Annotated in this window: 24 protein-coding genes and 1 pseudogene; 15 read left to right on the top strand and 10 right to left on the bottom strand. The window is 72.5% G+C overall.

From position 1 onward, the window contains the following. Together AB0J72_RS54160 and AB0J72_RS54155 are read left to right on the top strand one after the other, a co-directional pair. Positions 1–260, top strand: a 260-nt coding sequence (locus AB0J72_RS54160; protein ID WP_363415561.1) for a hypothetical protein, incomplete at its 5' end; no start/stop codon positions are given. Positions 261–440: 180 nt separating this feature from the next. Continuing rightward, positions 441–696 (top strand): annotated as a pseudogene (locus AB0J72_RS54155) (IS5/IS1182 family transposase); the annotation flags it as partial. Between the two features lie 224 nt (positions 697–920). Here AB0J72_RS54155 and AB0J72_RS54150 read toward each other — a convergent pair. Beyond that, a complete protein-coding gene (locus AB0J72_RS54150) occupies positions 921–1,634 on the bottom strand; it encodes a DUF4386 domain-containing protein (RefSeq protein WP_363415558.1) in 714 nt (237 codons plus the stop codon). Between the two features lie 61 nt (positions 1,635–1,695). Between AB0J72_RS54150 and AB0J72_RS54145 the strand changes: the two genes are divergently transcribed. The 7 genes from AB0J72_RS54145 to AB0J72_RS54115 all read left to right on the top strand — a co-directional run bounded on the left by AB0J72_RS54145 (position 1,696) and on the right by AB0J72_RS54115 (position 9,121). After that, the gene (locus AB0J72_RS54145; protein ID WP_363415555.1) at positions 1,696–2,181 is read left to right on the top strand and encodes a MarR family winged helix-turn-helix transcriptional regulator; all 486 of its coding nucleotides are present in this window, start codon (positions 1,696–1,698) and stop codon (positions 2,179–2,181) included. A 33-nt stretch (positions 2,182–2,214) separates the two neighbouring features. Continuing rightward, on the top strand, positions 2,215–2,748 hold the full coding sequence (locus AB0J72_RS54140; RefSeq protein ID WP_363415552.1) for a hypothetical protein: 534 nt from the start codon (positions 2,215–2,217) through the stop codon (positions 2,746–2,748). Positions 2,749–3,255: 507 nt separating this feature from the next. Then, complete coding sequence (locus AB0J72_RS54135; protein WP_363415549.1) at positions 3,256–3,537, top strand: hypothetical protein; 282 nt, start codon at positions 3,256–3,258, stop codon at positions 3,535–3,537. Positions 3,538–3,905: 368 nt separating this feature from the next. Further along, positions 3,906–4,109, top strand: a complete 204-nt coding sequence (locus tag AB0J72_RS54130; RefSeq protein WP_363415547.1) for a hypothetical protein — start codon at positions 3,906–3,908, stop codon at positions 4,107–4,109. Between the two features lie 48 nt (positions 4,110–4,157). Then, on the top strand, positions 4,158–5,870 hold the full coding sequence (locus tag AB0J72_RS54125; protein WP_363415544.1) for a hypothetical protein: 1,713 nt from the start codon (positions 4,158–4,160) through the stop codon (positions 5,868–5,870). Between the two features lie 158 nt (positions 5,871–6,028). Then, complete coding sequence (locus AB0J72_RS54120) at positions 6,029–8,461, top strand: DUF2334 domain-containing protein (RefSeq protein ID WP_363415541.1); 2,433 nt, start codon at positions 6,029–6,031, stop codon at positions 8,459–8,461. 117 nt (positions 8,462–8,578) lie between these two features. Next, on the top strand, positions 8,579–9,121 hold the full coding sequence (locus AB0J72_RS54115) for a hypothetical protein (protein ID WP_363415538.1): 543 nt from the start codon (positions 8,579–8,581) through the stop codon (positions 9,119–9,121). Here the strand turns inward: AB0J72_RS54115 and AB0J72_RS54110 are convergent. The 3 genes from AB0J72_RS54110 to AB0J72_RS54100 all read right to left on the bottom strand — a co-directional run bounded on the left by AB0J72_RS54110 (position 9,099) and on the right by AB0J72_RS54100 (position 11,865). After that, complete coding sequence (locus AB0J72_RS54110; RefSeq protein ID WP_363415535.1) at positions 9,099–10,304, bottom strand: NAD(P)/FAD-dependent oxidoreductase; 1,206 nt, start codon at positions 10,302–10,304, stop codon at positions 9,099–9,101. The genes AB0J72_RS54115 and AB0J72_RS54110 overlap by 23 nt on opposite strands. A gap of 63 nt (positions 10,305–10,367) precedes the next feature. Beyond that, positions 10,368–10,946: a PadR family transcriptional regulator gene (locus AB0J72_RS54105; RefSeq protein ID WP_363415532.1), complete on the bottom strand. Its 579-nt coding sequence runs from the start codon at positions 10,944–10,946 to the stop codon at positions 10,368–10,370. An 85-nt stretch (positions 10,947–11,031) separates the two neighbouring features. Beyond that, positions 11,032–11,865 (bottom strand): oxidoreductase, encoded by an 834-nt coding sequence (locus AB0J72_RS54100; protein ID WP_363415529.1) that lies wholly within the window; start codon positions 11,863–11,865, stop codon positions 11,032–11,034. Positions 11,866–11,951: 86 nt separating this feature from the next. Here AB0J72_RS54100 and AB0J72_RS54095 point away from each other — a divergent pair, with 86 nt between their 5' ends. The 4 genes from AB0J72_RS54095 to AB0J72_RS54080 all read left to right on the top strand — a co-directional run bounded on the left by AB0J72_RS54095 (position 11,952) and on the right by AB0J72_RS54080 (position 17,081). Beyond that, the gene (locus AB0J72_RS54095; RefSeq protein WP_363415526.1) at positions 11,952–13,466 is read left to right on the top strand and encodes a radical SAM protein; all 1,515 of its coding nucleotides are present in this window, start codon (positions 11,952–11,954) and stop codon (positions 13,464–13,466) included. Continuing rightward, positions 13,366–14,217 carry an NAD(P)-dependent oxidoreductase gene (locus AB0J72_RS54090; protein ID WP_363415523.1) on the top strand — a complete coding sequence of 284 codons (852 nt, stop codon included), beginning with the start codon at positions 13,366–13,368 and terminating at the stop codon, positions 14,215–14,217. Before AB0J72_RS54095 ends, AB0J72_RS54090 begins: the two co-directional genes overlap by 101 nt. 101 nt (positions 14,218–14,318) lie before the next feature. Beyond that, positions 14,319–15,398: a serine hydrolase domain-containing protein gene (locus tag AB0J72_RS54085; protein ID WP_363415520.1), complete on the top strand. Its 1,080-nt coding sequence runs from the start codon at positions 14,319–14,321 to the stop codon at positions 15,396–15,398. A gap of 114 nt (positions 15,399–15,512) precedes the next feature. Then, positions 15,513–17,081 carry an ATP-binding cassette domain-containing protein gene (locus AB0J72_RS54080; RefSeq protein ID WP_363415517.1) on the top strand — a complete coding sequence of 523 codons (1,569 nt, stop codon included), beginning with the start codon at positions 15,513–15,515 and terminating at the stop codon, positions 17,079–17,081. A gap of 125 nt (positions 17,082–17,206) precedes the next feature. On the opposite strand, the gene AB0J72_RS54075 is transcribed toward AB0J72_RS54080, so the two are convergent. From AB0J72_RS54075 to AB0J72_RS54050, 6 genes are all read right to left on the bottom strand, one after another. Continuing rightward, positions 17,207–18,523 carry a hypothetical protein gene (locus AB0J72_RS54075; RefSeq protein WP_363415514.1) on the bottom strand — a complete coding sequence of 439 codons (1,317 nt, stop codon included), beginning with the start codon at positions 18,521–18,523 and terminating at the stop codon, positions 17,207–17,209. A gap of 14 nt (positions 18,524–18,537) precedes the next feature. After that, entirely contained in the window at positions 18,538–19,686 is a 1,149-nt protein-coding gene (locus tag AB0J72_RS54070; RefSeq protein ID WP_363415511.1) for a hypothetical protein, read from the bottom strand. Continuing rightward, complete coding sequence (locus AB0J72_RS54065) at positions 19,668–20,699, bottom strand: hypothetical protein (protein ID WP_363415508.1); 1,032 nt, start codon at positions 20,697–20,699, stop codon at positions 19,668–19,670. The genes AB0J72_RS54070 and AB0J72_RS54065 overlap by 19 nt, the downstream gene beginning before the upstream one ends. Positions 20,700–21,022: 323 nt before the next feature. Further along, the gene (locus tag AB0J72_RS54060; protein ID WP_360562204.1) at positions 21,023–22,069 is read right to left on the bottom strand and encodes a 3-deoxy-7-phosphoheptulonate synthase; all 1,047 of its coding nucleotides are present in this window, start codon (positions 22,067–22,069) and stop codon (positions 21,023–21,025) included. A 210-nt stretch (positions 22,070–22,279) separates the two neighbouring features. Beyond that, positions 22,280–23,443, bottom strand: coding sequence for a metallophosphoesterase (locus AB0J72_RS54055; RefSeq protein WP_363415504.1), 1,164 nt, complete (start codon positions 23,441–23,443; stop codon positions 22,280–22,282). A 28-nt stretch (positions 23,444–23,471) separates the two neighbouring features. Further along, positions 23,472–23,729 (bottom strand): DUF3303 family protein, encoded by a 258-nt coding sequence (locus tag AB0J72_RS54050; RefSeq protein WP_363415563.1) that lies wholly within the window; start codon positions 23,727–23,729, stop codon positions 23,472–23,474. A 247-nt stretch (positions 23,730–23,976) separates the two neighbouring features. Between AB0J72_RS54050 and AB0J72_RS54045 the strand changes: the two genes are divergently transcribed. After that, positions 23,977–24,957 (top strand): LacI family DNA-binding transcriptional regulator, encoded by a 981-nt coding sequence (locus tag AB0J72_RS54045; protein ID WP_363415501.1) that lies wholly within the window; start codon positions 23,977–23,979, stop codon positions 24,955–24,957. Positions 24,958–24,968: 11 nt separating this feature from the next. Further along, a complete protein-coding gene (locus tag AB0J72_RS54040; protein WP_363415497.1) occupies positions 24,969–25,868 on the top strand; it encodes an AAA family ATPase in 900 nt (299 codons plus the stop codon). The last annotated feature ends 27 nt before the right edge of the window (positions 25,869–25,895 follow it).

The following is a 25,895-nucleotide window of genomic DNA, read 5'->3' as shown; positions in this document are numbered from 1 at the left end:
CGGTGCCGGTCAGCCTGAAACACGGCGGGCCGGCACTGACTCGTGCCGGCCCGCCGCTTTCAGTTGGAACTCACACGGTGTACGGGATCCGCAGCATCGCCTGGCTGCCGATCGCGTCCCAGATCTCCATGCGGACACACCCGTTGCTCGTCGCACCGAGACTGCCGGAGGAGGACGCCAAGCAGTTCGCTGGGGTGGAACACCTGCGCGAGGAGGCCCACCGCTTGTGTCTCCGTCTCCGTCTCCGGTTCGGTGGCTGAGCACTGGTACATCTCCACGGGTCCGCTGGGCCACCACGAGGCGCATGCCGGCCCGGCACCGCGCGAGCATTCCCCGGCGCGCCGATCGACTTCGGCTAGGTTCTGTCTCGCGGAGCATGGGGTTGGTTCGTTGTCCCCGATGTCAGGTATCGGTCCAGCGGCCCGGTCGACGAGGACGACCCCCGCAAACGCCCAGACTCGGTGACCGGCCGCCGACAAGGCCCACTCCTCCCGAGCCAGCCGCGAGCTGCTGCGTGCACGGGACATCACCACAGCCATCCCCGAACCCAACGATCAGATCGCCGACCGGCGGCGACGCGGCCGGGCCGGCAGACCACCGAACTTCGACCGCTCTGCCTACTGCTGGCGCAACCAGGTCGAACGCTGCCTCAACCGGTGCAAACACTGGCGCGGGCTGGCCACCCACTACGACAAGTCGGGAAGCCACTTCCGAGCCACCCTCGACCTGGTCGAGATGCTCGACTGGCTACGGGCGTTTCCCGACAACCATCATCCGGGAGACAGGACCGACTGCGCTCGGACGTGGTGGGGCGCCGGGGCGGACCACGTCCGAGCGCAGTCGGACGTGGTGAGGCGGCGGGGCGGACCACGTCCGAGCGCAGTCGGACGTGGTGAGGCGTCGGGGCGGACCGTCGGCTGTCACGTGGTGGTGCCGGAGCGGCGGTGGAGCGGGAGCTTGAAGCCCGCGGTGATCAGCCAGGCGAGGGCGGTGAACCTTGCGACCGGCAGCAGGTACGTGGCGGGCTCGAGTAAGAGGCCCAGCGTGGCGAGCTCCGCGACGGCGGCGATGGCCAGGCCGGCCCAGGCGAGCCAGCGGGGCAGCAGGCCCGCGAGGAGGCCCGGGACCGCGATCCCGGCGAGCAGCAGGCCCAGCGGCACCACGTGGCCGGGGCCGCCGGTGGCGAAGGCGAGCAGCTGCAGGAGGCGGATGACGTCTGGGTCGGTGGTCGCGGCCAGCTGGGAGAGGGTCCAGCTGACCAGGCCGGAGCAGGCCATGAAGGCGGCGGCGAGCAGGCCGCCGGCGAGGGCGATGGTGGCGCCCGGGGCGCGGATGCCGAGGCGGTGCAGGCGGGCCGAGGCGGTCGCCGCGTAGATGGCGAGGGGGATTGCGGCGGCGAACTGGAGCGTGCCGCCGACGCGCACGGCGAGCTCGTGGTCCTGGAAATACGCGACGATCTGCGCCGCGTCGCCGAACGGCGACGGGAACGGGGTCCCGTCGGCCAGCACGGTGCCGAGCACCAGGCCGGCGATGAACAGGGCGGTGACGACGACGCCGAGGACGCCGAGCGGTGGGCCGCCTTGGCCAGGCCGGGAAACCGGACCGGCGGCAGCCTGGACAGCAGGCGTGGCCATGATGCGATCCCTTCACGAGATGAATGGTTCAGTCGAGTGAATTATTCAGTACACTAGCGCTGTGACTAGTCCTGGGCAACCCCCGCAGGGCGCGGCGTTTCTCGTCGCGCAGGTCGGTGCGCACGCCGCCGGCAGGTTCGCCGAGCGTGTCGAAGCGCTGGGGCTGACGCCGCCCGAGGTCGGGCTGCTACGCATGATCGCCGGGGCGCCGGGGCGGAGCCAGCAGTCGGTCGCGGCCGACATGGGTGTGGTGCCGAGCCGTGTGGTGGCGATCCTTGACACGCTCGACCACAAGGGGCTCGTCGAGCGGCGGCCCGGGGTGAGCGACCGGCGGCATCACGCGCTGCACCTCACCGACGGCGGCCGGCAGGTGCTCATGGAGATGCGACAGCTCGCCCGCGCGCACGACGAGGATCTCTGTGCCGCGCTCGACCCTGACGAGCGGGCGCAGCTCGCCGGATTACTGCAGCGCATCGCCGACCAGCAAGGTCTCACTCCCGGTGTACATCCGGGCTACCGTCAGCTGAGCGCGAGGCGCAGGCGCTGACGTGAGCCAGTGCATCCACTACGGTCTACGACCATGACGGCACCACAGCGCGCTGAGTTCACGGCGGCAGGCATGGGGGCCCGGGTCGTGGCGCTCGTCGGCGCCCTGGCCGCGGTGCTCGCCATGAGCATGCCGTGGGCCAGCGAGGACAACACGGGCGTCGCCGAGACCGGCGAGGTCCTGTTGATGCGCGGCGGTGTCGAGTGGACCGGCTGGGGCATCTACGGCGCGAGCCGCCTGGACGGGCACCGCCCCGTGTCGCTGACCGTGGCGATGATCCTCATTGCGGGCACGGTGGCGCTCGCGCTCGCGGCGTGGGTGGCGTTCGAGCGAACGCGCCGGCGTTGGTTACCCCCGGCGACGGCCGCTGCTGCCGTGATCATGCTGATCGTCAGCTTCCCGGGGCTGGAGGGCGTCAACGGGCGGTTCGGCACCGGCCACATCACGACGACCGAGTTCGGCATCGTCGTGTGGCGCCTCGCCGTGACCGCGGTGGCCCTCGGCTCGATCCGACTCGCGCTGTTACAGGAGGAGGCCGCGCAGCCGCTGCGCCACGACGCCGCCTGACATCTGGGCGCCAGGGCCTGTCGTACGGCGGCTCCATCGCTGACCGGTGCCGCCCCGGAGTGGTGGACGACGGGCTGTGCGATGTGGGCTCGCGGTGGTGCGGGGTGTGGTGGCGTGGCGATCGGCGGGCGCGTTACGGGCCGGATTGTGTTGTGCTGCCGCGTTAACAGGCCGGACTGTGTTGCGCTGCCGCGGTGACTGCGGTCTTGCCGAGTCGGGGGCGGCAGGCGGGGTGCTGGCAGTTTCGGTGGATCGGTGCTGGGGGTGGCGACCGTCCAGTGGGTCCGGTGCAGCTCGTGAAGACTCGGTGGCGCGCGCTCGACCTCCGGGGTCGAGGTCGGCCGGGGGCTCGGTGGACTGATGTGATCTGAGGTGAGCGAACGCTGCCGTGGCTGAGGCTCGGGGAGTTCGTCGGAGCGGGGTTGGGTGGTGTGGTGATCGAAGGATGGGGCTGGTCGTGGTGACGGCCGGAACTGTCCTTCGATCGAGGTGGCAGTGGGAAGTTCGGTGTTGCTGCTGAGGCTCTCGTTTCATGTGCTGGTGCTGGTGCTGGTGCTGGTGCTGGTGCTGGTGCTGGTGCTGGTGCTGGTGCTGGTGCTGGTGCTGGTGGAAGTGGCTGTGCGGCAGGTGGTGTTCGAGGCGGGTGGCGGTGGGTTTGTCGGTGTCCTCGGTGTCCTCGGTGTCCTCGGTGTCCTCGGTGTCCTCGGTGGTTGGGGCGTGGTCTGTGGTGGCGGTGGGTGTTGGGTGGGGGATTGCTGTGGGGTGGTTTGTGTGGGTCTATCGGGATGAGGTCACTCTCTGTATATGGGTCTTTGCGGTGGGGGAGGGGTTGTCATCTGACTGGGGTGGTGGGGTGCCACTCGGTTGCTGACAACCTCGTCGCACCCGGGCGGCTACCTTAAGTGGACCAGCCGCACAGGCTGGCGGGAAGCAGTGATCCGCCGGGCGTCTTTGGTCGCCAGTTTGGTCCGGTGGGGAGCGAGTGGCGAAACCGGACCCGTCTTCAGGTGAGTATTCGCGGGGGAACCGGTGTGCGTATTTTTGCGCCCTCATGTGCAGCAGTGAATCGCTGACGTAAACGCATTCCACATTCTTGCTCTCGGTGATTCGAGGGTTTCTCAAGCGTGCCGTGCTGCGGCGGGAGCGGAGGGTTTTCCGTGCTGAAGAAGGCTGCGATGGGCTTCGGGGCCGCTGTTGCCGCGGTGGCGCTGGGGGCCGTGATCTACCTGGCGGCGGCGCATCAGACGCCGGCGGCGGATGCCGGTGTCGTTTCCCGGCCCGCTAGTCGGAGCGAGTTGCAGCCGCCGCCGAAACCGGAACTGCTGAAGCCGTCCGAGCGCGTCGTCGTCACCAGTAAATAGCGAAGCAAGTCGTCACCGATACGTACCGCCCCAGATTAGGAGAACTGCGTGTTCCGCTCGAAGAAGCAGAAGATCGCCGCCATCGGTGCGACCGCCGCGGCTGTGCTCGTCGGTGTCGGCGCTGCCGCTTACGGTGCTGTGCCGGCCAGCAACACCGGTGTCATCACCGGGTGCCGGGACAAGAACACCAGCGCGCTGCGCGTCATCGACTACCAGGCCGGGTCGCGGTGCCGGAGCAGCGAGCAGATGGTGCAGTGGAACCAGACCGGGCCCAAGGGTGCAACCGGCGCGACGGGTGCCACCGGCGCCGTCGGCGCGACCGGCGCCACCGGCCCGAAGGGTGCTACCGGTGCGACGGGCGCCACCGGCCCCGCCGGCGCGAGGGGTGCCACGGGTGCCACGGGCGCCACCGGCGCGACGGGTGCCAAGGGTGCGACCGGTGCGACTGGTGCCCAGGGTGCCCAGGGTGCGACGGGTGCGACTGGTGCCCAGGGTGCCAAGGGCGAGACGGGTGCGACTGGTGCCCAGGGTGCCAAGGGCGAGACCGGTTCCACCGGTGCCCAGGGTGCTCAGGGCGAGAAGGGTGAGACCGGCGCGCAGGGTGCTCAGGGCGCTCAGGGCGAGACTGGTGCCCAGGGTGCTCAGGGCGAGACCGGCGCGCAGGGAGCTCAGGGCGAAAAGGGCGAGACCGGTGCCCAGGGCGAGAAGGGCGAGACCGGTGCCCAGGGTGCTCAGGGCGAGAAGGGCGAGACCGGTGCTCAGGGCGCTCAGGGCGAGACCGGTGCCACCGGTGCCCAGGGCGCGCAGGGTGAGAAGGGCGAGACCGGCGCGACTGGTGCTCAGGGCGAGCGGGGCGAGACCGGCGCCCAGGGGCTCCAGGGCATCCCCGGCATCAACGGCAAGGACGGCGACCCGGGCCCCCAGGGTGAGAAGGGCGAGAAGGGCGAGACCGGCGCCGCCGGTGCCGACGGTGCGACCGGCGTCCAGGGTGAGAAGGGCGAGCAGGGCATCCAGGGTCTTCAGGGCATCCAGGGCATGCCCGGCCTGAGCGCGTACGACCTGGCCCTCGCCAACGACCCCACCATCGGCACGGTGCAGGAGTGGCTCGCCTCGCTCGTCGGTGTGAACGGTGTCGACGGCAAGGACGCGTACCAGCTCGCGGTCGACATGAACGCGTTCACCGGCACGCCGGAGGAGTGGCTGGCCTCCCTCAAGGGCAAGGACGGCGTCGACGGCGCCGCCGGTGCCAAGGGTGAGACCGGCGCCCAGGGTGCCGCGGGTGCCGCGGGTGCGGCCGGCGCGATCGGTGCCACGGGTGCCGCCGGCGCCCAGGGTCCCGCGGGTGCGGCCGGCGCGAACGGCTCGGTCTGGCTGACCGGCACGGGTGCCCCGGCGGGTGCGAACGGCGCGGTCGGCGACATGTACCTCGACACCGCGACGTACAACCTCTACAAGAAGACCGCGGCGACCACCTGGACGCCGAGCGGCAACATCAAGGGCGCGGCGCCCACGGCGACGTCCTCGACGAAGCCCGGCACGCTCAACATCGGCAGCGGCACGTCGACGAACAACGTCCTGAACGTCACCTGCGACAACGCGGGCATCGCGATGGTCGGCACGTGGAGCGAGACCGGCTCGGGCAACGTGACGCAGTCCAGCAGCAAGCAGTCGGCGGACGGCAAGACCTGGCAGTTCACCTTCACGCACAGCGGCAGCTCCAACGCCGTGAGCGCGCTGGTCACCTGCGTCAGCTTCGGCTGAGCCACTCGAAGGCTGAGCCACTCGAAGGCCGAGCCACCGAGGCTGAACAGCCAAGAGCAAAGAGCAAGAACCACGGTGTGGGCCCCGGTGGAAACGCTGGGGCCCACACGCACAAAGCCCAAGCCGTACACACGAAACCCAAGCGAAAGCGAGCACCTGTGCGCACTGTGGTGAAGCTGGTGGCGTCGACGATCGTCGGCTCCATCGCCGCCGGTGGCCTGAGCACGGCGGCCCACGCCGCGGGGCCGGCGGTCAGCGGGGTCACGCCGAAGAACGGGACGACCGGCGTCGCCGTCGGCGTCCGCCCGACGATCAGCTACGGCGACGTTGTCGACCCGACGGCGATGCGGTACTCGTTCGTCAAGACCAGCGGCGGCGCCTCGGTCGCGAGCTACTACGCGTACGACGCGCCGACGCACACGTTCACGTTCACCCCGCGCGCCGCGCTCGCCGAGCAGACGAAGTACACGATGACGGTGAAGCTCAGCACGTCGACCTACACGTGGTCGTTCACCACCGGGGTCACGGACAGGACGGCGCCGAGCGTGCCGGGCGCGCCGAGCGTCGCGGACGTCACCACGACGGGCGCGACCGTCAGCTGGGGCGCCTCCACGGACGCCGTCGGCGTGACGGGCTACCAGGTGTTCGACAACGGCACCCTGAAGGCGACCGTCACCGGCACCTCCACCGCCCTTGCCGGCCTGGAGCCGGGCACCGCGCACAGCGTGACCGTCAAGGCGCTCGACGCCGCCGGGAACGCGTCCGCGGCGTCGGCGCCGGTGGCGTTCACGACCCTGACGCCGCCGCCGGCGCCGGACACGACCGCACCGACCGCCCCGGGCGCTCCGGTCGCGAGCGCGCTCACGTCGACCGGCGTGACGCTCACCTGGCCCGCCTCGACCGACAACGTGGGCGTCACCCGGTACACGGTCACCGGCGGCCCGGAGGTCGTGACCAGCACCGTCAACAGCGCCACGCTGACCGGCCTGTCGCCGCTGACCGCGTACTCATTGAAAATCACCGCTGAGGACGCGGCGGGCAACACGTCCCCGGCCTCGCCGAGCACGGTCGTGACGACCCCGGCCACGCCGGTCGCGAACGGCGTCAACGGCACCGGCATCCCCGGCTCGACCGGCAAGACGCTGGTGCTGTACGACACCACCGGCCCGTACGGCTTCCTCGGCGAGCTGTACGCGACCGCCGCCGCGAACCTGAGCTCCCACTTCGGCGACTGGACCGCCCAGCCGGTGACCAGCTACGCCGCCGGTGAGCTGGAGCAGTTCCAGGCCGTGGTGTACCTGGGCAGCACGTACGACGAGCCGCTGCCGCTCGCGTTCCTCGACGACGTGACCGCGACCACCAAGCCGGTCGTGTGGATCTACGACAACATCTGGCAGCTGACGGCCCGCGACCCGAACTTCGTGGCCAACCGCGGCTTCACGTGGACCGGCTTCGACGTGTCGTCGGTGTCGACGGTGAACTACAAGGCGAAGACGTTCACCCGCGACCCGCAGAACGGCGCCGGCATCATGAACACCACGATCAGCGACGCCACCAAGGCGACGCCGGTCGCGACCGCGGTCCGCGCCGACGGCACGACACTGCCGTGGGGCGTGCGGTCCGGCAACTTCACCTACCTCGGCGAGATCCCGTTCTCGTACATCAGCGCCGACGACCGGTACGTCGCCTTCTCCGACTTCCTGTTCGACGTGCTCGCGCCGTCGACCGCGGAGCGGCACCGCGCCCTGGTGCGCATCGAGGACGTCGGCCCGGACGCGGAGCCGAGCGAGCTGCGGGCGATCACCAACTACCTGTACGGCAAGAACATCCCGTTCTCGGTGGCCGTCTACTCCCGCTACCGCGACCCGCTGGGCTCCGGCACGGGCGGCGCCGCCGAGGACTACACCCTCGCCGACCGGCCCCAGGTCGTCGCCGAGCTCAAGTACATGCAGTCGCACGGCGGCACGCTGCTGATGCACGGCTACACGCACCAGTACGAGAGCATGATCAACCCGTACAACGGCGCCAGCGCGGACGACTTCGAGTTCTACACCGCGCACGTCGACCCGGTCACCAACTACGTGATCTACGACGGACCGGTGCCGGCGGACTCGCAGGCATGGGCGCAGGGCCGCATCGACGGCGCGTTCGCGGCGTTCAGGGCGGCCGGCCTGGCCGCGCCGACCATCTTCGAGTTCCCGCACTACGCCGGCTCCGACGCGTCCAACCGAGCGGTCGCGGCGACGTTCAAGACGCGGTACGACCGCGGCCTGTACACCTCCGGCGCGCTGCGCGGCGGGGCGCTGGACAACAGCCGCATCTTCGGCCAGTTCTTCCCGTACACGGTGCGCGACATCTACGGGGTGCTGACGGTGCCGGAGAACATCGGCAACATCGAGCTGGAGCCGTTCAACAACCACCCGGCCCACCTGTCGGCGGACATCGTGAAGTCCGCGCAGCTGAACACGGTCGTGCGGGACGGTGTGGCGAGCTTCTTCTTCCACCCGTACGTGCCGCTGAGCTACCTGCAGGAGACGGTCACGGGCATCCAGGCGGCGGGCTACACCTTCGTCGCGGCAGGGTCCATGTAGTCACCACGGCAACACCCAGGAAGGCCGGTGCCCCCAGCGCCGGCCTTTCTGGCTGCCCGGGGGACAGAGCCGCACCCCGATTGCACCTAAATTCGACATGTCAGCAAAATTCCGCGCTTGTACCGCAGGAGGCCCGCGTTGGTAGCGTCCCTGGAGATCTCCGAGGAGCCGGCGACGGCGACGGCTGAGGAGACGAAGCCGCGCCGCAACCCGAAGCTCGCCGCCGGTGCGGCCCTGCTCGCGGTCGCGGCCGGCGTCATCGGCTGGCAGGCCCCGCGGGTCGTCGACGCGCTGACGAAGCCCGCGTACCTGGGGGAGCCCGCCGCCAAGGTCGCCGCCGACCTCGGCTGCGACAACTACACCCAGGGGACCACCCACGACGAGTCGGTGTACCGCTTCCACGACCAGGGCACCTGCTCCCTGGAGGGCACCGTCGTCACGATCACCACGTTCGACCGGGCGAGCGACGGGCAGGCGTTCGAGTCGGTGATGAAGGCGCTCATCCCCGTCGTCCACCCGACCTGGCAGGGCGCCACCTACGCGGCCGGCGAGGGCTGGAACGTCGCCGACGCCCGCAACCTCACCCCCGAGACCGCCACCCTCGTGGTCCAGCGCCTCGGCGCCGGTGCGACGAAGGTCATCCCCTTCCCGAAGGGCTGAGCGCCGCTTCGGCCGCGACCGGCGCCGCGAAGTCGATCGGGTGGTCGAACTGCCACCGCCACTTCTCGGGGTTGGCGAACAGGCGCATCATCGGCGGCATCAGCAGGTCGCGCAGGACCCGCGCGACCGGACCGGCGGCCTTGTCGCTGTTCGTGCGGGCCGCGGTCGCGATCACCCGCTCGACCCGGGCGCGCCGCAGCCGCTCGTACGCCGCGAACGCCGCCGGCACGGGAAGGTCGCGCAGGCAGCGGGCAAGCTGCACGGCGCTCTCGATGGCGAGGGACGCGCCCTGCCCGGAGCTGGGTGAGGTGGGGTGCGCGGCGTCGCCGATGAGGACGGCCCGGTCGCGGTGCCACACCGGCACCGACGGGATGTCCTCCAGGCCGCCGGTGACGACGAGAGCGGCCGGGTCGGTGCCGCGGATCAGCGCCACGGCGGGGATCCGGTCGCCGGCGAACGCGTCCGCGAGGATCGGCAGCCACTCCTCGCGGCTGAAGGTCGCACCGTACGACGGATCCTTCGACGGCAGGTTGACGAACCAGCCGCTGTCCCCACCGGCGGTCACCTGGTAGCCGAAGAACGCGCGCCGGCCGAAGACCAGGTGCATCTTGTCGCCGGTCGGGGCCACCCCGGCCGGGCCGCAGCGGGCGCCGAAGCCGAGCAGCCCGACGTAGCGGGGCGAGGGTGCGGACGGGTCGATGAGCCGACGCACCGTGGAGCGGATCCCGTCGGCGCCGATGACGACGTCGGCCTCGGCGGTGCTGCCGTCGGCGAAGCCGGCGACGCCGCCACTTACGGAGACCAGGCGCTTGCCGTGCACGATGCGGACGCCGCGGGCGACGGCCTCGTCGTAGAGGGCGCGGTAGAGCTCGTGCCGCCAGACCAGCTGCATCGGCGGCAGGTCGTCGAACGAGCCGAACTCGGCGAGCCGCTTGCCGGTCCAGCTCTGCATGACCATCCCGGACATCGGCGTGCCGACCCGCTCCACGACGTGGTCGGCGCCGACGGCGGCGAGGGCGGTGCGCCCGTTCGGCGCGATGCTCAGCGCCCCGCCGACACCGTCGGCGAAGCCGTCGTGCCCCTCGTACACGGTGGCGGCGATGCCGGCCTTCCGCAGGGCGAGCGCGGCGACCGGGCCGGCGATGCCGCCGCCGACGACGATCGCGGACGTGACAGTTCCCATGACGAACCCCCGGCGAGACGATTGGTTGAAACCAACTATCCGCCGATGACTAGTCAGAGTCAACTATTTCTCGTGGTACGCCGCCCACATCGGTCCCCAGCCGTCGGCCGGGTCGGTGATCTGTTCGATGAACCGCTCGACGAAGGCGATCTCCGCGTCGAGCAGGCCCAGCCGGTACACCTCCTCGATCAGGAACAACGGGTGCGGCTCGGTGCCCCCGGCCAGGTCCGCCGTGGTCGCGCGCTCCTGTCGCAGCCGGGCGAGGCGTTCGTGCAGCAGCTCGACGACGACGTCCGGGTGCAGGGCGCTGACCAGGGACAGCGCCGACCCGAACGCCGGGAACTCGTGCCGCGGCACGCCGACCAGGTCGCGCAGCCACCCCTGCAGCTCGGCCCGCCCTTCGGGGGTGATGCCGTAGACGGTGCGCTCGGGGCGCTGCCCTTCGCGGGTCGTCTCCTGCTCCGCGATCAGGCCGGCCTTCAGCAGCTGCTCGACCACCATGTACACCGAGCCGTGGGTGAACTTGATGCTGCGGTCGTCGCCGTGGTTGCGCAGCGTCTTGGACAACTCGTACGGATGCATCGGCCGCTGGCTCAGATACGCCAGCACCGCGAGGGCCAGCAGGTTCTTCCGGTTGCTCATTCCGCCACCGCCGCTTCGCGTCGGCGTCGGCCTGAGCCGAACCTGCGCTGCTGATTCGCAGCCTCTCCGCTTCGCTCCGGGCCGCTCATCCGATTTCTGCAAGAGCCTCGTCGTCCAGGACGACCCGCCCCGCGCCGACGTTCTCCTCCAGGTGATCCAGCGAGGCGGTGCCGGGGATGAGCAGCGTGTTCGGCGCGATCGCGAGGATCCACGCGAGGGCGATCTGCGCGGGGGTGGCGTCGAGGCGCAGCGCCGCGGACTTCACCGCCGGGTGGCCGAGGACCCGCTCCCGGCCGAACGCGGCACCCAGCGGGAAGAACGGCACGAAGGCGATCCCGCGGTCCGTGCAGGCGCGCAGCACGTCCTCGCCGCCGCGGTCGACCAGGTTGTACGGGTTCTGCACGCACGCGACCGCGGTCCGGGTCAGCGCGTGCTCGAGCTGGGCGAGGGTGATGTTGCTGAGCCCGACGGCGCCGATCAGCCCCTCGTCGCGCATGGCGATCATCGCGTCGAGCTGGGCGTCGAAGTCGCCGTCCGGGCCCGTCACCCGCAGGTTCACCACGTCGAGCCGCTCCACGTCGAGGGAGCGCAGGTTGTCCAGGACCCCGGCGCGCAGCTGCTCGGGCTCCTGCGCCGGCAGCCAGCCGCCCTTGTCGTCCCGCGCCGCGCCGACCTTGCTCACCAGCACGAGCCGGGAGTCGTACGGGTGCAGCGCCGAGCGCAGCAGCTCGTTGGCCACGTCGGGGCCGTAGTACTGCGCGGTGTCGATGTGGTCGACGCCGAGCTCGACCGCGCGCCGCACCACGGCGAGGGCCTCGGCGCGGTCCCGGGGCGGCCCGAAGGCACCCCGGCCGGGCAGCTGCATCGCCCCGAAGCCGATGCGGTGGACGGTCCGGTCACCGAGCTGGAATGTCTTCACGCAGCCAGCCTACGACGGCGGCCGCGCACGACATCTGCACATCTCGCACACCTGCTCGCCCCCGGTTGATGCCTACCGTCGATGGCATGCGGGTGCTGATGATCCTTCCGGCCCTGACCGAGGCGACCAGCCCACTGTTCCGGCCGATCAAGTACAGCCTCTTCCCACCGCTCGGCCTCGCGACCCTCGCCGGGTACCTGCCCGGGGACGACGAGGTGCGCATCGTCGACGAGCACGTCGAGCGCTTCGACCCGGCCCTCGCCGACCTGCCCGACCTCGTCGTCATCCAGGTCTACATCACTTCCGCGCGGCGCTCCTACGAGCTGGCGGACTGGTACCGGGCCCGCGGCGTGTTCGTCGCGCTCGGCGGGCTGCACGTCACGTCGCTGCCCGACGAGGCCGCCGCGCACGCCGACAGCGTCTTCTGCGGGCCGGGCGAGGACACGTGGCCCGCCTTCCTGGCCGACCTGCGACAGGGGACCACGGCCAAGCGGTACACCTCGAAGCAGCGCACCCTCGCGGGACTGCCGCCGATCCGGCGGGACCTCATCAAACGCCACCGCTACCTGGTGCCCAACTCCATCGTCGTGTCGCGGGGCTGCCCGCACCACTGCGACTTCTGCTACAAGGACGCGTTCTTCGAGGGCGGGAAGTCGTTCTACACGCAGGCGGTCGACGACGCGCTCGCCGAGATCGACCGGCTGCCGGGGCGCCACCTGTACTTCCTCGACGACCACCTGTTCGGCAACGCGCGCTTCGCCACCGAACTGTTCGAGGGGATGCGCGGCGCGGGCCGGGTGTGGCAGGCGGCCGGCACCGTCGACTCGATCCTGCGGCCCGGCCTGCTGGAGCGGGCCGTCGACGCGGGCCTGCGCAGCCTCTTCGTCGGCTTCGAGACCATCAACGCCGGCAACCTCACCGAGCAGCGCAAGCGGCAGAACGTCGGGCGCGACTACGGCCAGGTCGTGCGCCGGCTGCGCGACGCGGGCGTGATGGTGAACGCCAGCTTCGTGTTCGGCATGGACTCCGACGGGCCAGACGTGTTCGACCGCACCGTGGACTGGGCGGTGCGGCAGGGGATCGAGACCGCCACGTTCCACATCATGACCCCCTACCCGGGCACCGGCCTCTTCCGCCGCATCGAGGCCGAGGGCCGGATCGTGCACCGTGACTGGGAGTTGTACGACACCCGGCACGTCGTCTACGAGCCGCGCGGCATGACCGCCAGGCAGCTGGAGGACGGCTACTGGCGGGCGTACAAGGACTTCTACCGCTGGTCCAACCTCTGGCGCGGCGCTTCGGCGAAGCCGCGGCCCGGCGACCGGCTGCGGCACCTGGCGTACGCGGGCGGGTGGAAGAAGTTCGAGCGGGTGTGGGACGTGCTCATCCGGTCGGGGCAGGTGCTGCACGCGCTGCCGCTGCTGGAGGCGGCGCTGTCCAGCTTCGGCACCCGCTCCTCGGGTGGGACAATGCGCGGGGAGCTCGTGGAAGGGGCAGTGGATGACCGTCGCGGTGCTGGGGACCGGGATCATGGGCGCGGCCGTCGCGCGGAACTGGCTGCGGGCCGGGGTCGCGGTGCGGGTGTGGAACCGCACGGCTGAGACCGCGGAGGCGCTGGCGCCGGACGGCGCGGTCGTCTGCGACACGCCCGCCGCGTGCGTCGACGGCGCCGACGTGGTCGTGACCGTCCTGTTCGACGCCGCGTCGGTGGCGGCGGTCATGACCGCGGCGGCGCCCGCGCCCGGCACCCTGTGGCTCCAGCTGAGCACCGTCGGCGTGCCCGGTGCCGACGACCTCGCCGCCCTGGCGGCCGAGCTCGGCCTGGTGTATGTCGACGCGCCGGTCCTCGGCACCCGGCAGCCCGCGGAGCAGGGCAAGCTCAACGTCCTCGCGTCCGGCCCGGCGGAGGTGCGGGAGCGGGTCGAGGAGCTGTGCGCGCCGATCGCGGCCAAGGTCACCTGGCTCGGCGACGCCGGCGCCGGCAGCCGGATCAAGCTCGTCGTCAACAGCTGGGTGCTGACCGCCGTCGCCGGGCTCGCGCAGAGCGTCGCGCTCGCCGACGGCCTGGGCCTCGACCCGAAGCTGTTCCTGTCCCTGGTCTCCGGCGGGGCCCTGGACATGCCGTACCTGCACGCGAAGGCGCCGTCCATGATGGAGCGTTCCTACCCGGTGGCGTTCCCGGTGAGCGGCGGGGTGAAGGACGCGGAGCTGGTCGGCGACCTCGCGTCGGCCGTCGGCGTCGACCGGTCCGTCGTGGACGCGGCGGCGGCGCTGCTGCGGACCGCCTCGGACCGGGGGTTCGCCGACGAGGACCTGGCCGCGCTGTACGAGGCCGTGCGGTCGCCGTCGTAGTGCGCCGCCGTGCCCTGCTCGGCCTTGGTCTGGGGGCACTGGCGGGCTGCACCGCCCGCCCGGCCCGCGGGACGCCTCGCGCCCCTGCCAGCCCGTCGCCGGTGTCGCCGTGGACGCTGCCGGTCGCCACGCCGTCGCCGTGGCGGACCGGGAGGTCGCGCGCCGACCGGCTGCGGGACGCCGTCACGCCGTTCCTGTCCTCGCTGATGTTCCCGGGCGGCGTGGTGTTCGCGGCCGTCGACGGGGCGGTGGTCGCGCACTTCGCGTTCGGCGACGCCGTCCGGTACGACGCCGCGAAGGCCGAGCTGCCCGCGGACCGGCGGGTCCCGGCGACCACGGAGACGCTGTACGACCTCGCCTCGCTGACGAAGACGTTCACCGCGGTGCTGGCGCTGCGGCTGGTCGAACAGGGCCTGCTCGCGCTGGACGCCCCGGTGGCCGGGTATCTGCCGTCCTTTGTGGACAAGCCGGCGATCACCGTACAGATGCTGCTGACGCACACGTCTGGGCTGTCGAAGGACGTCCCGCTGGCCGGCTCGACGCCCGCCGAACGGGTCGAGCACGTGCTGCGGGAGCCGCCGATCGGACCGGCCGGCGGCGGCTACCTGTACGCCGACCAGAACTTCATCGCCCTCGGCGCGATCGTCTCCCGGCTGACCGGCAAGCCGCTCGACCTGCTCGTCCGGGAGCAGATCGCCGGGCCGCTCGGCCTGGCCCGCACCGGCTGCAACCCACCCCCGTCGCTGCCCGCGGCCGCCACCGAGGGCGGGATCCGGGGGACGGTGCACGACCCGTCGGCGGCCGCGTTCGGCGGTGTGGCCGGGCACGCCGGGCTCTTCGCCACCGCCTCCGACGTCGCGCTGCTGGGCCGGGCGCTGCTGTCCGGCGGGGGCCCGCTGCTGAGACCGTCCACAGTGGACCTGATGCGGACCGACGCCAACCGGCGCTTCGGCCCGGCCGCCGCCCACGGGCTCGGCGTCGACGTCGACCAGGCCTGGTACATGGGGAAGCTCGCCGGCCGCGGGGCCTTCGGCCACACCGGCTTCACCGGCACGTCGCTGGTCTGCGACCCGGGGCGCCGCATCGTGCTCGTCCTGCTCACCAACCGCGTCCACCCCGACGCCAGCAGGGGCAGCAACAACCCCGCCCGCCGGGCTGTGGCCGACGCCATGCTGTCGTAGCGCCGCCGTATGGGGTATGTTGGAGGGGATGTGATCCACTGACACCTCCCCGACCCGCGCCCGAGGCCCTTTGCCCGGCGGGTTTCCGTTTACCCAAACGCCGGTGGTGTCCGCATGTCCTCTTTCGCCCTGCTCGCGTATGACCTCGTCCGCACGTTCGGCACCCGCCGCGTGCTCGACGGCGTCTCCCTGACCGCCTCGCCAGGCCACCGCATCGGCCTCATCGGCGAGAACGGCGCCGGCAAGTCCACCCTGCTGCGGCTGCTCGCCGGCGCCGACGAGCCCGAGACCGGCACCGTCGTGCGCCCGGAGGACCTGGGGTACCTGCACCAGGAGATGCCGTTCGACGCGGACGCCACCATCGCCGACGTCCTCGACGACGCGCTGCGCTCGTCCCACGCGGACGTCGCGGCGCTCGAGTCCCCGTCCTCGATGACGCTCGAGGAGTACGGCGTGGTGCTGGAGCGCGCCCAGCTGCACGACGCGTGGGACGCCGACCGGCGCGCCGAGCTCGTCCTCGACGGCCTCGGCCTGGGCGGGCTGGCGCACGACCGTCCGCTCGGCTCGCTCTCCGGCGGGCAGCGCGGCCGGCTGGCCCTCGCCGCCGTGCTCATCCGCCGCCCGGCGGCGCTGCTGCTGGACGAGCCCACCAACCACCTCGACGACGCCGCCGCCGCGTTCCTGGAGGCGCACCTGCGCGACCTGCCCGGCGCCGTCGTCCTCGCCAGCCACGACCGCGCCTTCCTCGACGCCGTCTGCACCGACCTGATCGACCTCGACCCCGCCGTCGACGGCCCCACCCGCTTCGGCGGCAACTACACCGACTACCAGGCTTTCCGTCTCGCGGAACGGGACCGCTGGCAGCGCCGCTTCGAGGAGGAGCAGGAACAGCTCGACGAGCTGCGCCGGGCCGTCGCCGTCACGGCGCACCAGGTCGCCCCCGGCCGCGAACGCCGCGACAGCGAGAAGATGGGCTACGGCCACACCGCCGGCCGCGTCCAGCAGCAGATCTCCCGCCGCGTCCGCAACGCCGGCCGCCGCCTCGACGACCTCTCCCGCACCCAGGTCCGCAAACCCCCGGCCCCGCTGCGCTTCAACGCCACAGCGCTCGCGTCGGCGTCGGCGGATGGTGTACTGGTGGCCGCTCGCTCCCTGACGGTGCCAGACCGCCTGTCCGTGGAGCGGCTGGACATCCTCGCCACCGACCGGATCCTGGTCACCGGCCCGAACGGCGCCGGCAAGTCCACGCTCCTGGCCGTGCTCGCGGGGCGGCTGCCGTCCACGGGCACCGTCGAGCGCCGCGGCGGCCTCACCGTCGGCCTCCTCACCCAGGACACCGTCTTCCCAGACCCCGACCGTACGGTGGCCGCCGTCTACGACCAGACCCTCGGCCCGGACCGCGCCGCGTCGGTGCCGCTGCGGTCGCTGGGCCTGATCGCCCCGCGCGACCTCGCCCGGCCGGTGGGGGACCTGTCGGTCGGCCAGCGCCGCCGGCTCGCCCTCGCCCTGCTCATTGCCGACCCGCCGGAGCTGCTGCTCCTCGACGAGCTGACGAACCACCTGTCCCCGACCCTCGCCGACGAGCTGGAGGACGCCCTGGGCCCCGGCCCCGGCGCGATCGTCGTCGCCAGCCACGACCGCTGGCTCCGCTCCCGCTGGCCCGGCCGCGAGCTGCGCCTGTGAGCCGGGCTGCGCCTGTGAGACGGGCTGCGCCTGTGAGACGGGCTGCGCCTGTGAGACGGGCTGCGCCTGTGAGACGGGCTGCGCCTTTGACCAGCGCTCGACCCGGCCGCCGCGCCGGCCGCGGGTCATGCCGGTGAACCGCGCTCGACCCAGATCTGGGTCCGGCCGCCGCGCACGGTGACGGCGCCGCCGGCGAAGAACTGCGCCAGGTCGTCCGCCGCGCCGAGCCGCTGCACCTCGCCGACCGGCGGGCCCAGGTCGGCGCTCACCGCCGCCCGGTACAGGTCCATCGGGACGGCGGTCGGCCCGCCGTCCGCACCGGCGACGATCACCCCGCCCTCGAACTGGAACGGGTCGTGCCGCTTGTCGATCACCCAGCGGGTGTAGCTGCGCCCGCGTGGGAACCCGAGCCAGCCCTCCGGGCCGCCGGCGCGCAGGTAGGCCTCCTGCATGGGCTGTCCAAGCTCGATGGGCCGCCAGCCGTCCGCGACGTAGACGGTGACGGGGTCGTCCGGCGGCCCGAAGTCCTGCCAGAAGCCGCGCCGGCCGTATGCCGAGCGGACCGGCGGCGCGGCCGGACCCACCGGCCGCCGGTGGGCCTCGCTGTGCCCCAGAAACGCGCGGACCGCCTCGTCGACGACGATGTGGCCGCCCGCGCCGTCCGAGTGGATGTCGGCGTACTCGAACCGCTGCAGCGTCCCGTCGCCACGCGCGACGATCTCGGCGACCGGCGCGCCCGACATTCCAGGCACCTCCAGGCGCGACACCGTGGTGGTGAACACGCCGGCACGGGACTCGACGACCACCCAGTCGTCGCCCTCCACCTCCAGGCCGTCGAACGTCACCAGGCTGCCGTCCGCCGCCGCTCCCACCGGCAGGCCGAGCCGGCCGCCGGGGCCGCCGGCCGCGAGGTAGTACCCGTCGGTCGGCTCCGGCACCGCCACCGGACGCGCCGACCGGTGCCAGTAGACGGCGCCGCGGGCGCACGGCAGCCGGAACGCACGCAGCGGCGGAGGAGCCGGGTGGGGCTCGACCGGCCCCGACTCGTCGCCGAGCAGCGCCCGCGCGGTCGCGTGCGCCGCCCTGATCTCCGTCACCGCGTCCGGCAGGTCGCCGATCCACTCGGTGTCCGCCCTGAGCCGGCGGATCAGCGCCGCCGCCTTCCCCCGGTGCATGCTGCACAGGACCGCGACCGTCCGCGCCTCGTCAGCGGCGAGCAGGCGCTGCAGCAGCGGCACGGCCTCGTCGGGCGCGATGCCGACCAGCAGGACCGCGGCCTCGTCGACGTCCTCGCGCAGCAGCCGGCGTGCGGCCGCCACCGGGTCGAGGTCGGTGAGGTGGGCCCTGGTCAGCGGCTGCCGGGGCACCACGTGGTGGTTGACCTGCGTGTTGTGGTCACCGACCTGCACGCCCGTGCGCGGCCGGCACCACCACGTCACCATCCGTCACCGCCCGATTATCCCGGACCGGCGCGATCCGTCGATGCCCCGTCCAGCGGCGGCTGGACCCACGCCTCGGCGACCCCGTCGCGGACCGTGACCAGCCTCTTGTCGAAGAACTGCGCCCGGTCCGCTCCGCCGCCGAGCCGCCGCACCGGCCCGGTGGGCGATCCCAGTCCTCGCTCCCGAGCCGCGACGTGGATCGCGAGCGGGACGGCGATGGCGCCACGGTCCGGCCGCCAGACGATCGTGCCGGCCTCGAACTGCTGGACGGCTTCGTGCTCGTCCCCAGCCTCGTGATTCACCGGAAAGCCGAGCCAGCCGGTGGGGCCGCCGAGCTTCTGAAACCGCGAGAGAACCGGTCCTGACACTGCGAAGGCACCGAAAGCGTCAGTCGCGTAGACGGAGACCCGGCCTGCGGCGAAGTCCTGTTTCGAACCGGTCGCCCCGCTGGGCGACGGTCCTTCCTGCTGCGCGTACGTCAGCGTGCTGCCGATCCGGCCGTCCTCGGCCGACCACAGATCGCGGACGGCGCCGGATACCGGAACGGGAAAGCCAAAGGGGCGCAGGTGTACATCCGCGTGCTCGAAGCGCTGTATGCCGGCGCGCTCCGACGTGAGGGGTTTGCCCCATGCGGCGACGTAGTTGGCGTGGATCACTCCGGTGACCACGGCGGCACCCGTTGTGCCGTGCCAATGGACGACGCCACGGGCGCAGTCCAGCCGGAACCCGGTGAGAGGCCGGTTGGGCACCCGGGCGATCGGGCCGGACTCGTCGCCGAGCGCGGCGCGGGCCTCGTCGTGGGCCGTGCGGATCTCGGCGGCCGCCCGTGGCAGGTCGGCGAGCCAGTCCGCGACGGCCGTCAGCCGCTCGATCAGCGCCTGCGCCCGGGCCGGGTACATGCTGGTCAAGACGGCGACCGTGGCCGGCTCGTCGTGCCGGAGCAGCTCTGCCAGGAGGTCCGCGGCGGGCTGGACCGCCAGCTGGGCGACCAGCGCGGCGCCGTCCTCGGCCGGCATGCCCCGGATCCGCCGGGCCGCCGCCCGGGGATGCAGCGCCTGCAGCTCCGCGGCGGCCGGCGACTGCCCCGCCATGGTGAAGTGGTTCGTCTGCGTGCCGTGGTCCCCGATCTGCACGCCCTGCGCGTCTACGAATTGCTGGTCCACGCCTGCACCTTCCCCGCGCGCACCGTGACGAGGCCCCGCTGGAAGAACTGCGCCTTGTCCTCACCGGTGCCGAGCGGCTCGGCCTCGCTCACGGGGTCGCCGAGTCCGGCGGCCTGGGAGGCCTGGTAGACGGCGTTCGGGACCGCGAGCCTGCCGATGATCACGCCTCCCTCGAAGCGGTTCGGTAAGGGTCTGAAGAAGCGGTTGGTGAGTGGAAAGCCCAGCCATCCTTCCGGACCGCCGTTGCGGCGGTAGGCGGCCTGGGTCGCGTGGCCGAGGATCGCCGTCCTGCCGTTACCAGTCACATACACGGTGATCAGTACATTGGACGAACCGAACTGCTGCCATGAGCCTCTTGTGCCGGAGATCGACGAACGGATGCTGACCCGGGACGTCAGGGCGAGCTGGTCGGTCCACGCCGTGGCGCGCAACGCCTCCCGAATGTCGTCGGCCACGACGAACGTGCTGCCGAGGGGGTCCGTGTCGACGTCGCCGTGCTCGAAGCGTTGTCGCCACCCGGTGCCGACCTCTGCCGTCTCTGCGAGCGGCGCGCCCAGGAACTTCTTGCGGTACAGGTCCAGCGTGGTGGTGAACGTGCCGTGCCCGGACGTGACGACGACGCGGGAGTCGGCGAACTGCTGGCTGTTGCCGCGGGCCGGGTGCAGCGGGAACCCGAGCGGGCCATCCGGCCCGCCGGTTGCCTCGTAGTAGGCGAGGAACGGTTCGTGGACCGGCACGGCGCCCGCGGCCGGGCTCCAGTAGACCGTGCCGTTCGTGCAGTTCAGGCGGAACCCCGGCGGTTCCAGCCGGACGATCGCGCCGGACTCGTCGCCCAGCGTCGTCCGTGCGTCGTCGTGGGCCCGCCGGATGGCGGCGGTCGCAGTGGGCAGGTCCGCCAGCCAGTGCGGGGCGCCGGTCAAGCGGCCGATCAGCTGCCTCGCCTTCGCCGGGTGCATGCAGGTGAGCACCGCGACGGTCCTGTCCTCGCCGGCGCGCAGCATCGCCTCCAGCACCCGGCGAAGGCGAGGCGGCGCTCGGGCTCGTGGCGAGCAGGACCGCGGCCTCGTCGGGGTCCTCGCGGAGCAGGCGGCGGGCGGCGCTCGCCGGGTCGAGGTCGGTCAGGTGCGCCGGGGTCAGCGGCTGGCGGGGCACCGTGAAGTGGTTCGCCTGCGTGTTGTGGTTGCCGATCTGCACGCCGTGGGCGCCGGCATCACCGTCCGTCACTCGATGATTGTGCCGGACGGTGACCGCGCATCGACACACCGTTCCGGTCCGTCGCCGGTCGGATCATCGGGTGCCGCCGGCCACCTGGGGAGATGGCCGGCGGCGGGGTGGCTCAGGCGGCGCGGCGGGCGCGGACGGCGGCGGCCAGGTCCGCGAGGAGGGTCTCCGTCGTGTCCCACGACATGCAGGCGTCGGTGACGCTCTTGCCGTAGACGAGCTCGCCGCCGAGATCCTGCCGGCCTTCGACCAGGAAGCTCTCCAGCATGACGCCGGCGATGCCGGCCTGGCCTGCGGCGACCTGCTCGGCGATCTCCCGTGCCACCGCCCCCTGGCGGATGTGGTCCTTGCCGCTGTTGCCGTGGCTGGCGTCGACCACGAGGCGCTGCGGCATGCCGGCCTTCTCCAGGCGCGCCAGGGCGTCGCTGACCTCCGCCGGGCCGTAGTTCGGGCCGGAGCGGGCGCCGCGGAGGATGATGTGGCAGTCGGGGTTGCCGGCGGTCTCCACGACGGCGGCGCGGCCGTCCTCGTCGACGCCGAAGAACACGTGGCGGCTCGCGGCGGTGTGGCAGCCGTCGATCGCGACCTGCACGTCGCCGTCCGTGGCGTTCTTGAAGCCGACCGGCATCGACAGGCCCGACGCCAGCTGGCGGTGGACCTGGCTCTCCGGGGTCCGCGCGCCGATCGCGCCCCAGGAGACGGCGTCGGCGATGTACTGCGGGCTCGTCGGCTCCAGGAACTCGCAGCCGACCGGCAGCCCGAGGCCGAGCACGTCCAGCAGAAGCCGGCGGGCCAGCCGCAGGCCCGTGGGCACGTCGAACGTCTCGTCGAGGCCGGGGTCGTTGATGAGCCCCTTCCAGCCGACGGTGGTGCGGGGCTTCTCGAAGTACACCCGCATCACGACGCACAGGTCGGCGCTGTGCTCGGCGGCGACGGCGGCGAGGCGGCGCGCGTAGTCGACGGCGGCGACCGGGTCGTGCACCGAGCACGGGCCGACGACGACGAGCAGCCGGTCGTCGGCGCCGGTCACGATCGCGTGGACCTCGTCCCGGGATCGTCGGACGACCTCGGCGCGGGCGTCGTCCATCGGCAGCTCGGCCTGCAGCTCGCGTGGCGTGACGAGCGGCCGGTACCCGGTGACGCGCAGGTTGCTGGTGTTCATGTCCCGTCCTCTTCCAGGTGTGAGGCGGGTCCGGTGCTCCAGCCCGCCGTGTGACACGACAAAGGGCAGAGACGCTGGTCTCTGCCCTTGCTGGCTCCGGGTGATGTCAGGTCAGCGCAAACGCCCGCCGGCTCCACCCGGAGCCACGGTAAAGCGCCAATACGCCGTCATCACGCGGCCATCGTACGCCAAGAACACCGCGATGCACCCTCAGGCGGACCGCAGTTCGATCAACGTCACATCTGGCGGCGCGCCGACCCGCACCGGCGGGCCCCAGAAGCCCGCCCCGTTGGTGACATAGACGGGCATACCGTCCACGGCGCCCAGGCCGCTGATCACCGGCTGGGACATCCGGGTCACATAGTGGAACGGCCACAGCTGCCCGCCGTGCGTGTGCCCGGACAGCTGCAGGTCGACGCCGCGGCGGGCCGCCTCGTGCGCCTGGACCGGCTGGTGGGCGAGCAGGACGACGGGCCGGGCCGGGTCGCGGCCGGCGAGCGCCAGGTCGTAGTCGGGCGGGTCGCCGACGGTGCCGCCGGTCGCGTCGTTGACCCCGGCGAGGTCGAGCCCGCCGAGCTCCACCCGCGCGTTGCGCAGCACCCGCAGCCCCAGCGTGCCGAGGTGCTCGACCCAGTCCTCGTGCCCGGAGAAGTACTCGTGGTTGCCCGTCACGAAGTACGCGTTGCGCAGCGCCCGCAGCGGGGCGACGGCGTCGGCGAGGTCACCGACAGTACCGTCGACGAGATCACCGACCATGGCGACGATGTCCGCGTCGAGGGCCCCGATGGTCGCGACCACCCGCTCCGTGTGCGCCCGGCCGAGCAGCGCGCCGAGGTGGACGTCGGACACGAGCGCGATCCGGGTGCCGTCCATGCCGCGCGGCAGCTTCGCGAGGGGGATCCGGACCCGGCGGGTCCGTGGCGGGCCGAGCGCGGTGACCATCCCGGCGGCGGTGACGCCGGTCGCGGCGAGCCCGGCGGCGATCGCGGCACCGCGCGCCACCAGCAGCCGCCGGCTCCGGTCCGCATCCTCACTCGTCGTTGCGTTTTCCGCCGATGTACGGCGTAAGCCGCGGACCCACGTCGCCAACCGGACCGGTAGCTCGAGGACGATGAGCGCGAGGGACAGGTAGGCCGCTGCTGCGATCCACACATAACCGGGCCAGCCGACGACGCGCTCGAACGTCATCTCGAACCGGCGCGGGAGCGCCCGGTTCCCGACGGCGGTGACGGCGAAGAGCAGCGCCAGCGCGCCCACCACCCAGGCGCCGATCCGCCGGGCCCGGGGGTGGCGGGTCGTGTCGCGCACCAGCCGTAGCCACAGGTACCCGTGCGATGCGGCGACGGCGACGAGGACCAGCCCGGCGAACAGCATCCGGCGATCATGCCAGCGGCCCGCAACCTCAGCCGGTGACCGCGGCCGCCGCCTCCGCGCTGGTGACCACCGGCACGACCTCGAAGTCGACCAGGTCGGACCACTGGGCGATCCACGTCATGAGCAGCGTGAGGTCGTCGCACTCCATGAGCTGGAAGCAGCGGGCGAAGCTCGCCTCGACCCAGCTGTCGACGTAGCGCAGGCCGTCGGGCATGAGGCGGCCGCGCTCGCGGGCCCGCTCGTACACGGGCCGGGGCTGACCGTCCTTGAACCGCTCGATCACCATGAACAGCACCGGGACGAGCGTAGTGGACGGGGCGGCCGGCCCCGACCGTCCGCCCCGTCCGCCAGGCCCGGACGACCACCCCACCGTCGCCGTCCTCGCCCGGACACCCCTGCCGGGGAGCTGTAACAAATGAAACATCGGCGTGTAACATCGCCTGGAACCAGGAAACAGCCCTGGTCGGCCTACTGTCAAGTGTCCTTCCCAAAGACGCCGGAAACGGGGACCGCAACGGATGCGCAAGGTCACGGTGAGAGAGATCGCGGCGGCGACCGGTATGTCGATCGCCACGGTGTCCCGAGCGCTCAACGACCACGGAACGGTCGCCCCGCACACCCGCGACCTGGTGCGCCAGGCGGCGGAGCGGCTCAGCGCGCAGGTGCCCGCCCGGGAGCCGCGCCCGGCCGGCGACCGGGTGTACCTGCGCTGCCCGTACGTGCTGACGGACTACTTCGGGCTGATCGTGTCGTCGATCGCCGAGACCGTCCAGCTGCACGGCCGCCAGCTGGTCCTCACCGCGGGGGAGGCGGCCCAGCGCACCCCGCTGCTGCGCGACCTGGAGCGGCACGACGGGATCGGCGGCATCATCGTGATCCTGCCGCCCGAGCCGGGCGCGGACCTGGTCGAGCTGCAGCGGCGGCGGATCCCGTTCGTCGTCGTCGACCCGCGCACCACGCTGCCGCCCGACATCGTGTCGGTGTCGGCGGCGCACTTCGCCGGCGCCCGCAAGGTCACCGCGCACCTCGTCGGCCTCGGCCACCGCCGCATCGGCGTCATCGGCGGCCCGACCGAGTGGCTGGCCAGCGATGCCCGCCTGGCCGGGCACAACGCCGCGCTCGCCGACGTCGGGGTCCTGCCGTCCGTCGAGCTGCTCCGGGCCATCGAGCCGACCACGGAGCAGGGCCGGCGGGCCGCTGGCGCGCTGCTGGACCTGCCGCAGCCGCCGACGGCGCTCGTCGCGTTCAACGACAAGGCCGCCGTCGGGGCGATGCAGGCGGCCGCCGAGCGGGGCCTGCGGGTGCCGGACGACCTGTCGGTGACCGGCTTCGACGACATCGACCTGGCCGAGGCCACCAGCCTGACCACGGTCCGCCAGCCGCTGCCGGAGATGGGGCGGATGGCGGTGTCGCTGCTCGTCCGCCTGCTGGAGCGCCACCAGCTGGACGCCCTGCACGTGGAGCTCGCCACGCACCTGGTGGTGCGGTCGTCGACGGCGCCGCCGCGGGCTTAGGATCGGCGTCGATGTCGTTGCCTGTACGCGGCCCCTGGGTCGTGACCCCCACCTCGTCGTCCGTCGACTGGGTGGTGGCCGCGGCCGCCCTCGCCGCGACCACCGGCGGGAGCGCCGCCGCGGTGGTGCTCGGCGGCCCTCCGCCCTCGTCGCAGGTCGCGGCGCCGTCTTCGCAGGCCGCTGGGCCGTCTTCGCAGGTCGCGGCCCCGTCTTCGCAGGCCGCTGGGCCGTCTTCGGAGGCCGCGGCGCCGGCTTCGCAGGTCGTGGGGGTGGATGCGCAGGCCGCCGGGCCGGCTTCACAGGCAGCCGGGCCGGCTTCGCAGTTCGCGGTGCTGGCTTCGCACGTGGCGGCGCTGGTCGAACTGCCGGCCGGGACCGGGCTCGACGCCGTCACCGCGGTCGTGAAGGACCTGGGTGCGAAGCACGACCGGGTCGTGATCCTCGTCGGCGACGGGGTCGTCACGCCGACCGGCGGCGACTGGACGGTGGCCGACCTCGCTTCCGCCGTCCGCGCTCCTGTCGTCGTGGTGACCGGCACCGGCGCGGACGCCGTCGGCCACACCCTCCTGGCGCTGGAGGCCCTCGACCGCCGGCGGGTCCCCGGGTCGGTGATCGTCGTCGGCGACGGCGGCGACTTCGACGCCCTGCCGGTCCGCCTGGCCGGACGCATCCCCGCCGACCACGCCGCCTTCACCGGCGACTTCGCGGCCGCGGCCGCCGGCTGGGTCGATCCCCTCGACGGCAGCGGCCCCGCTTCCGTGCAGCCGCCCGTCGTGACCCCCACCCGCCCACGCGACCTGCAGACGCGGGTGGCGATCCGCGCGGCATGGACCCTCGGGATCGCGTTCCTCCTCGCGATCGTGCTGCTGTGCCTCTGCGGTGGGCTGCGCTACCCCGGTTCGTACACCTAGGAAACCGGCCGCGACGTCTGCTGTGCC

This window comes from Dactylosporangium sp. NPDC049742 (assembly GCF_040674675.1).
GTDB classification, from domain to species: Bacteria; Actinomycetota; Actinomycetes; order Mycobacteriales; family Micromonosporaceae; genus Dactylosporangium; species Dactylosporangium maewongense.
Note: the sequence above shows the minus strand (reverse complement) of the source record. Positions and strands in the feature narration are given on the sequence as shown.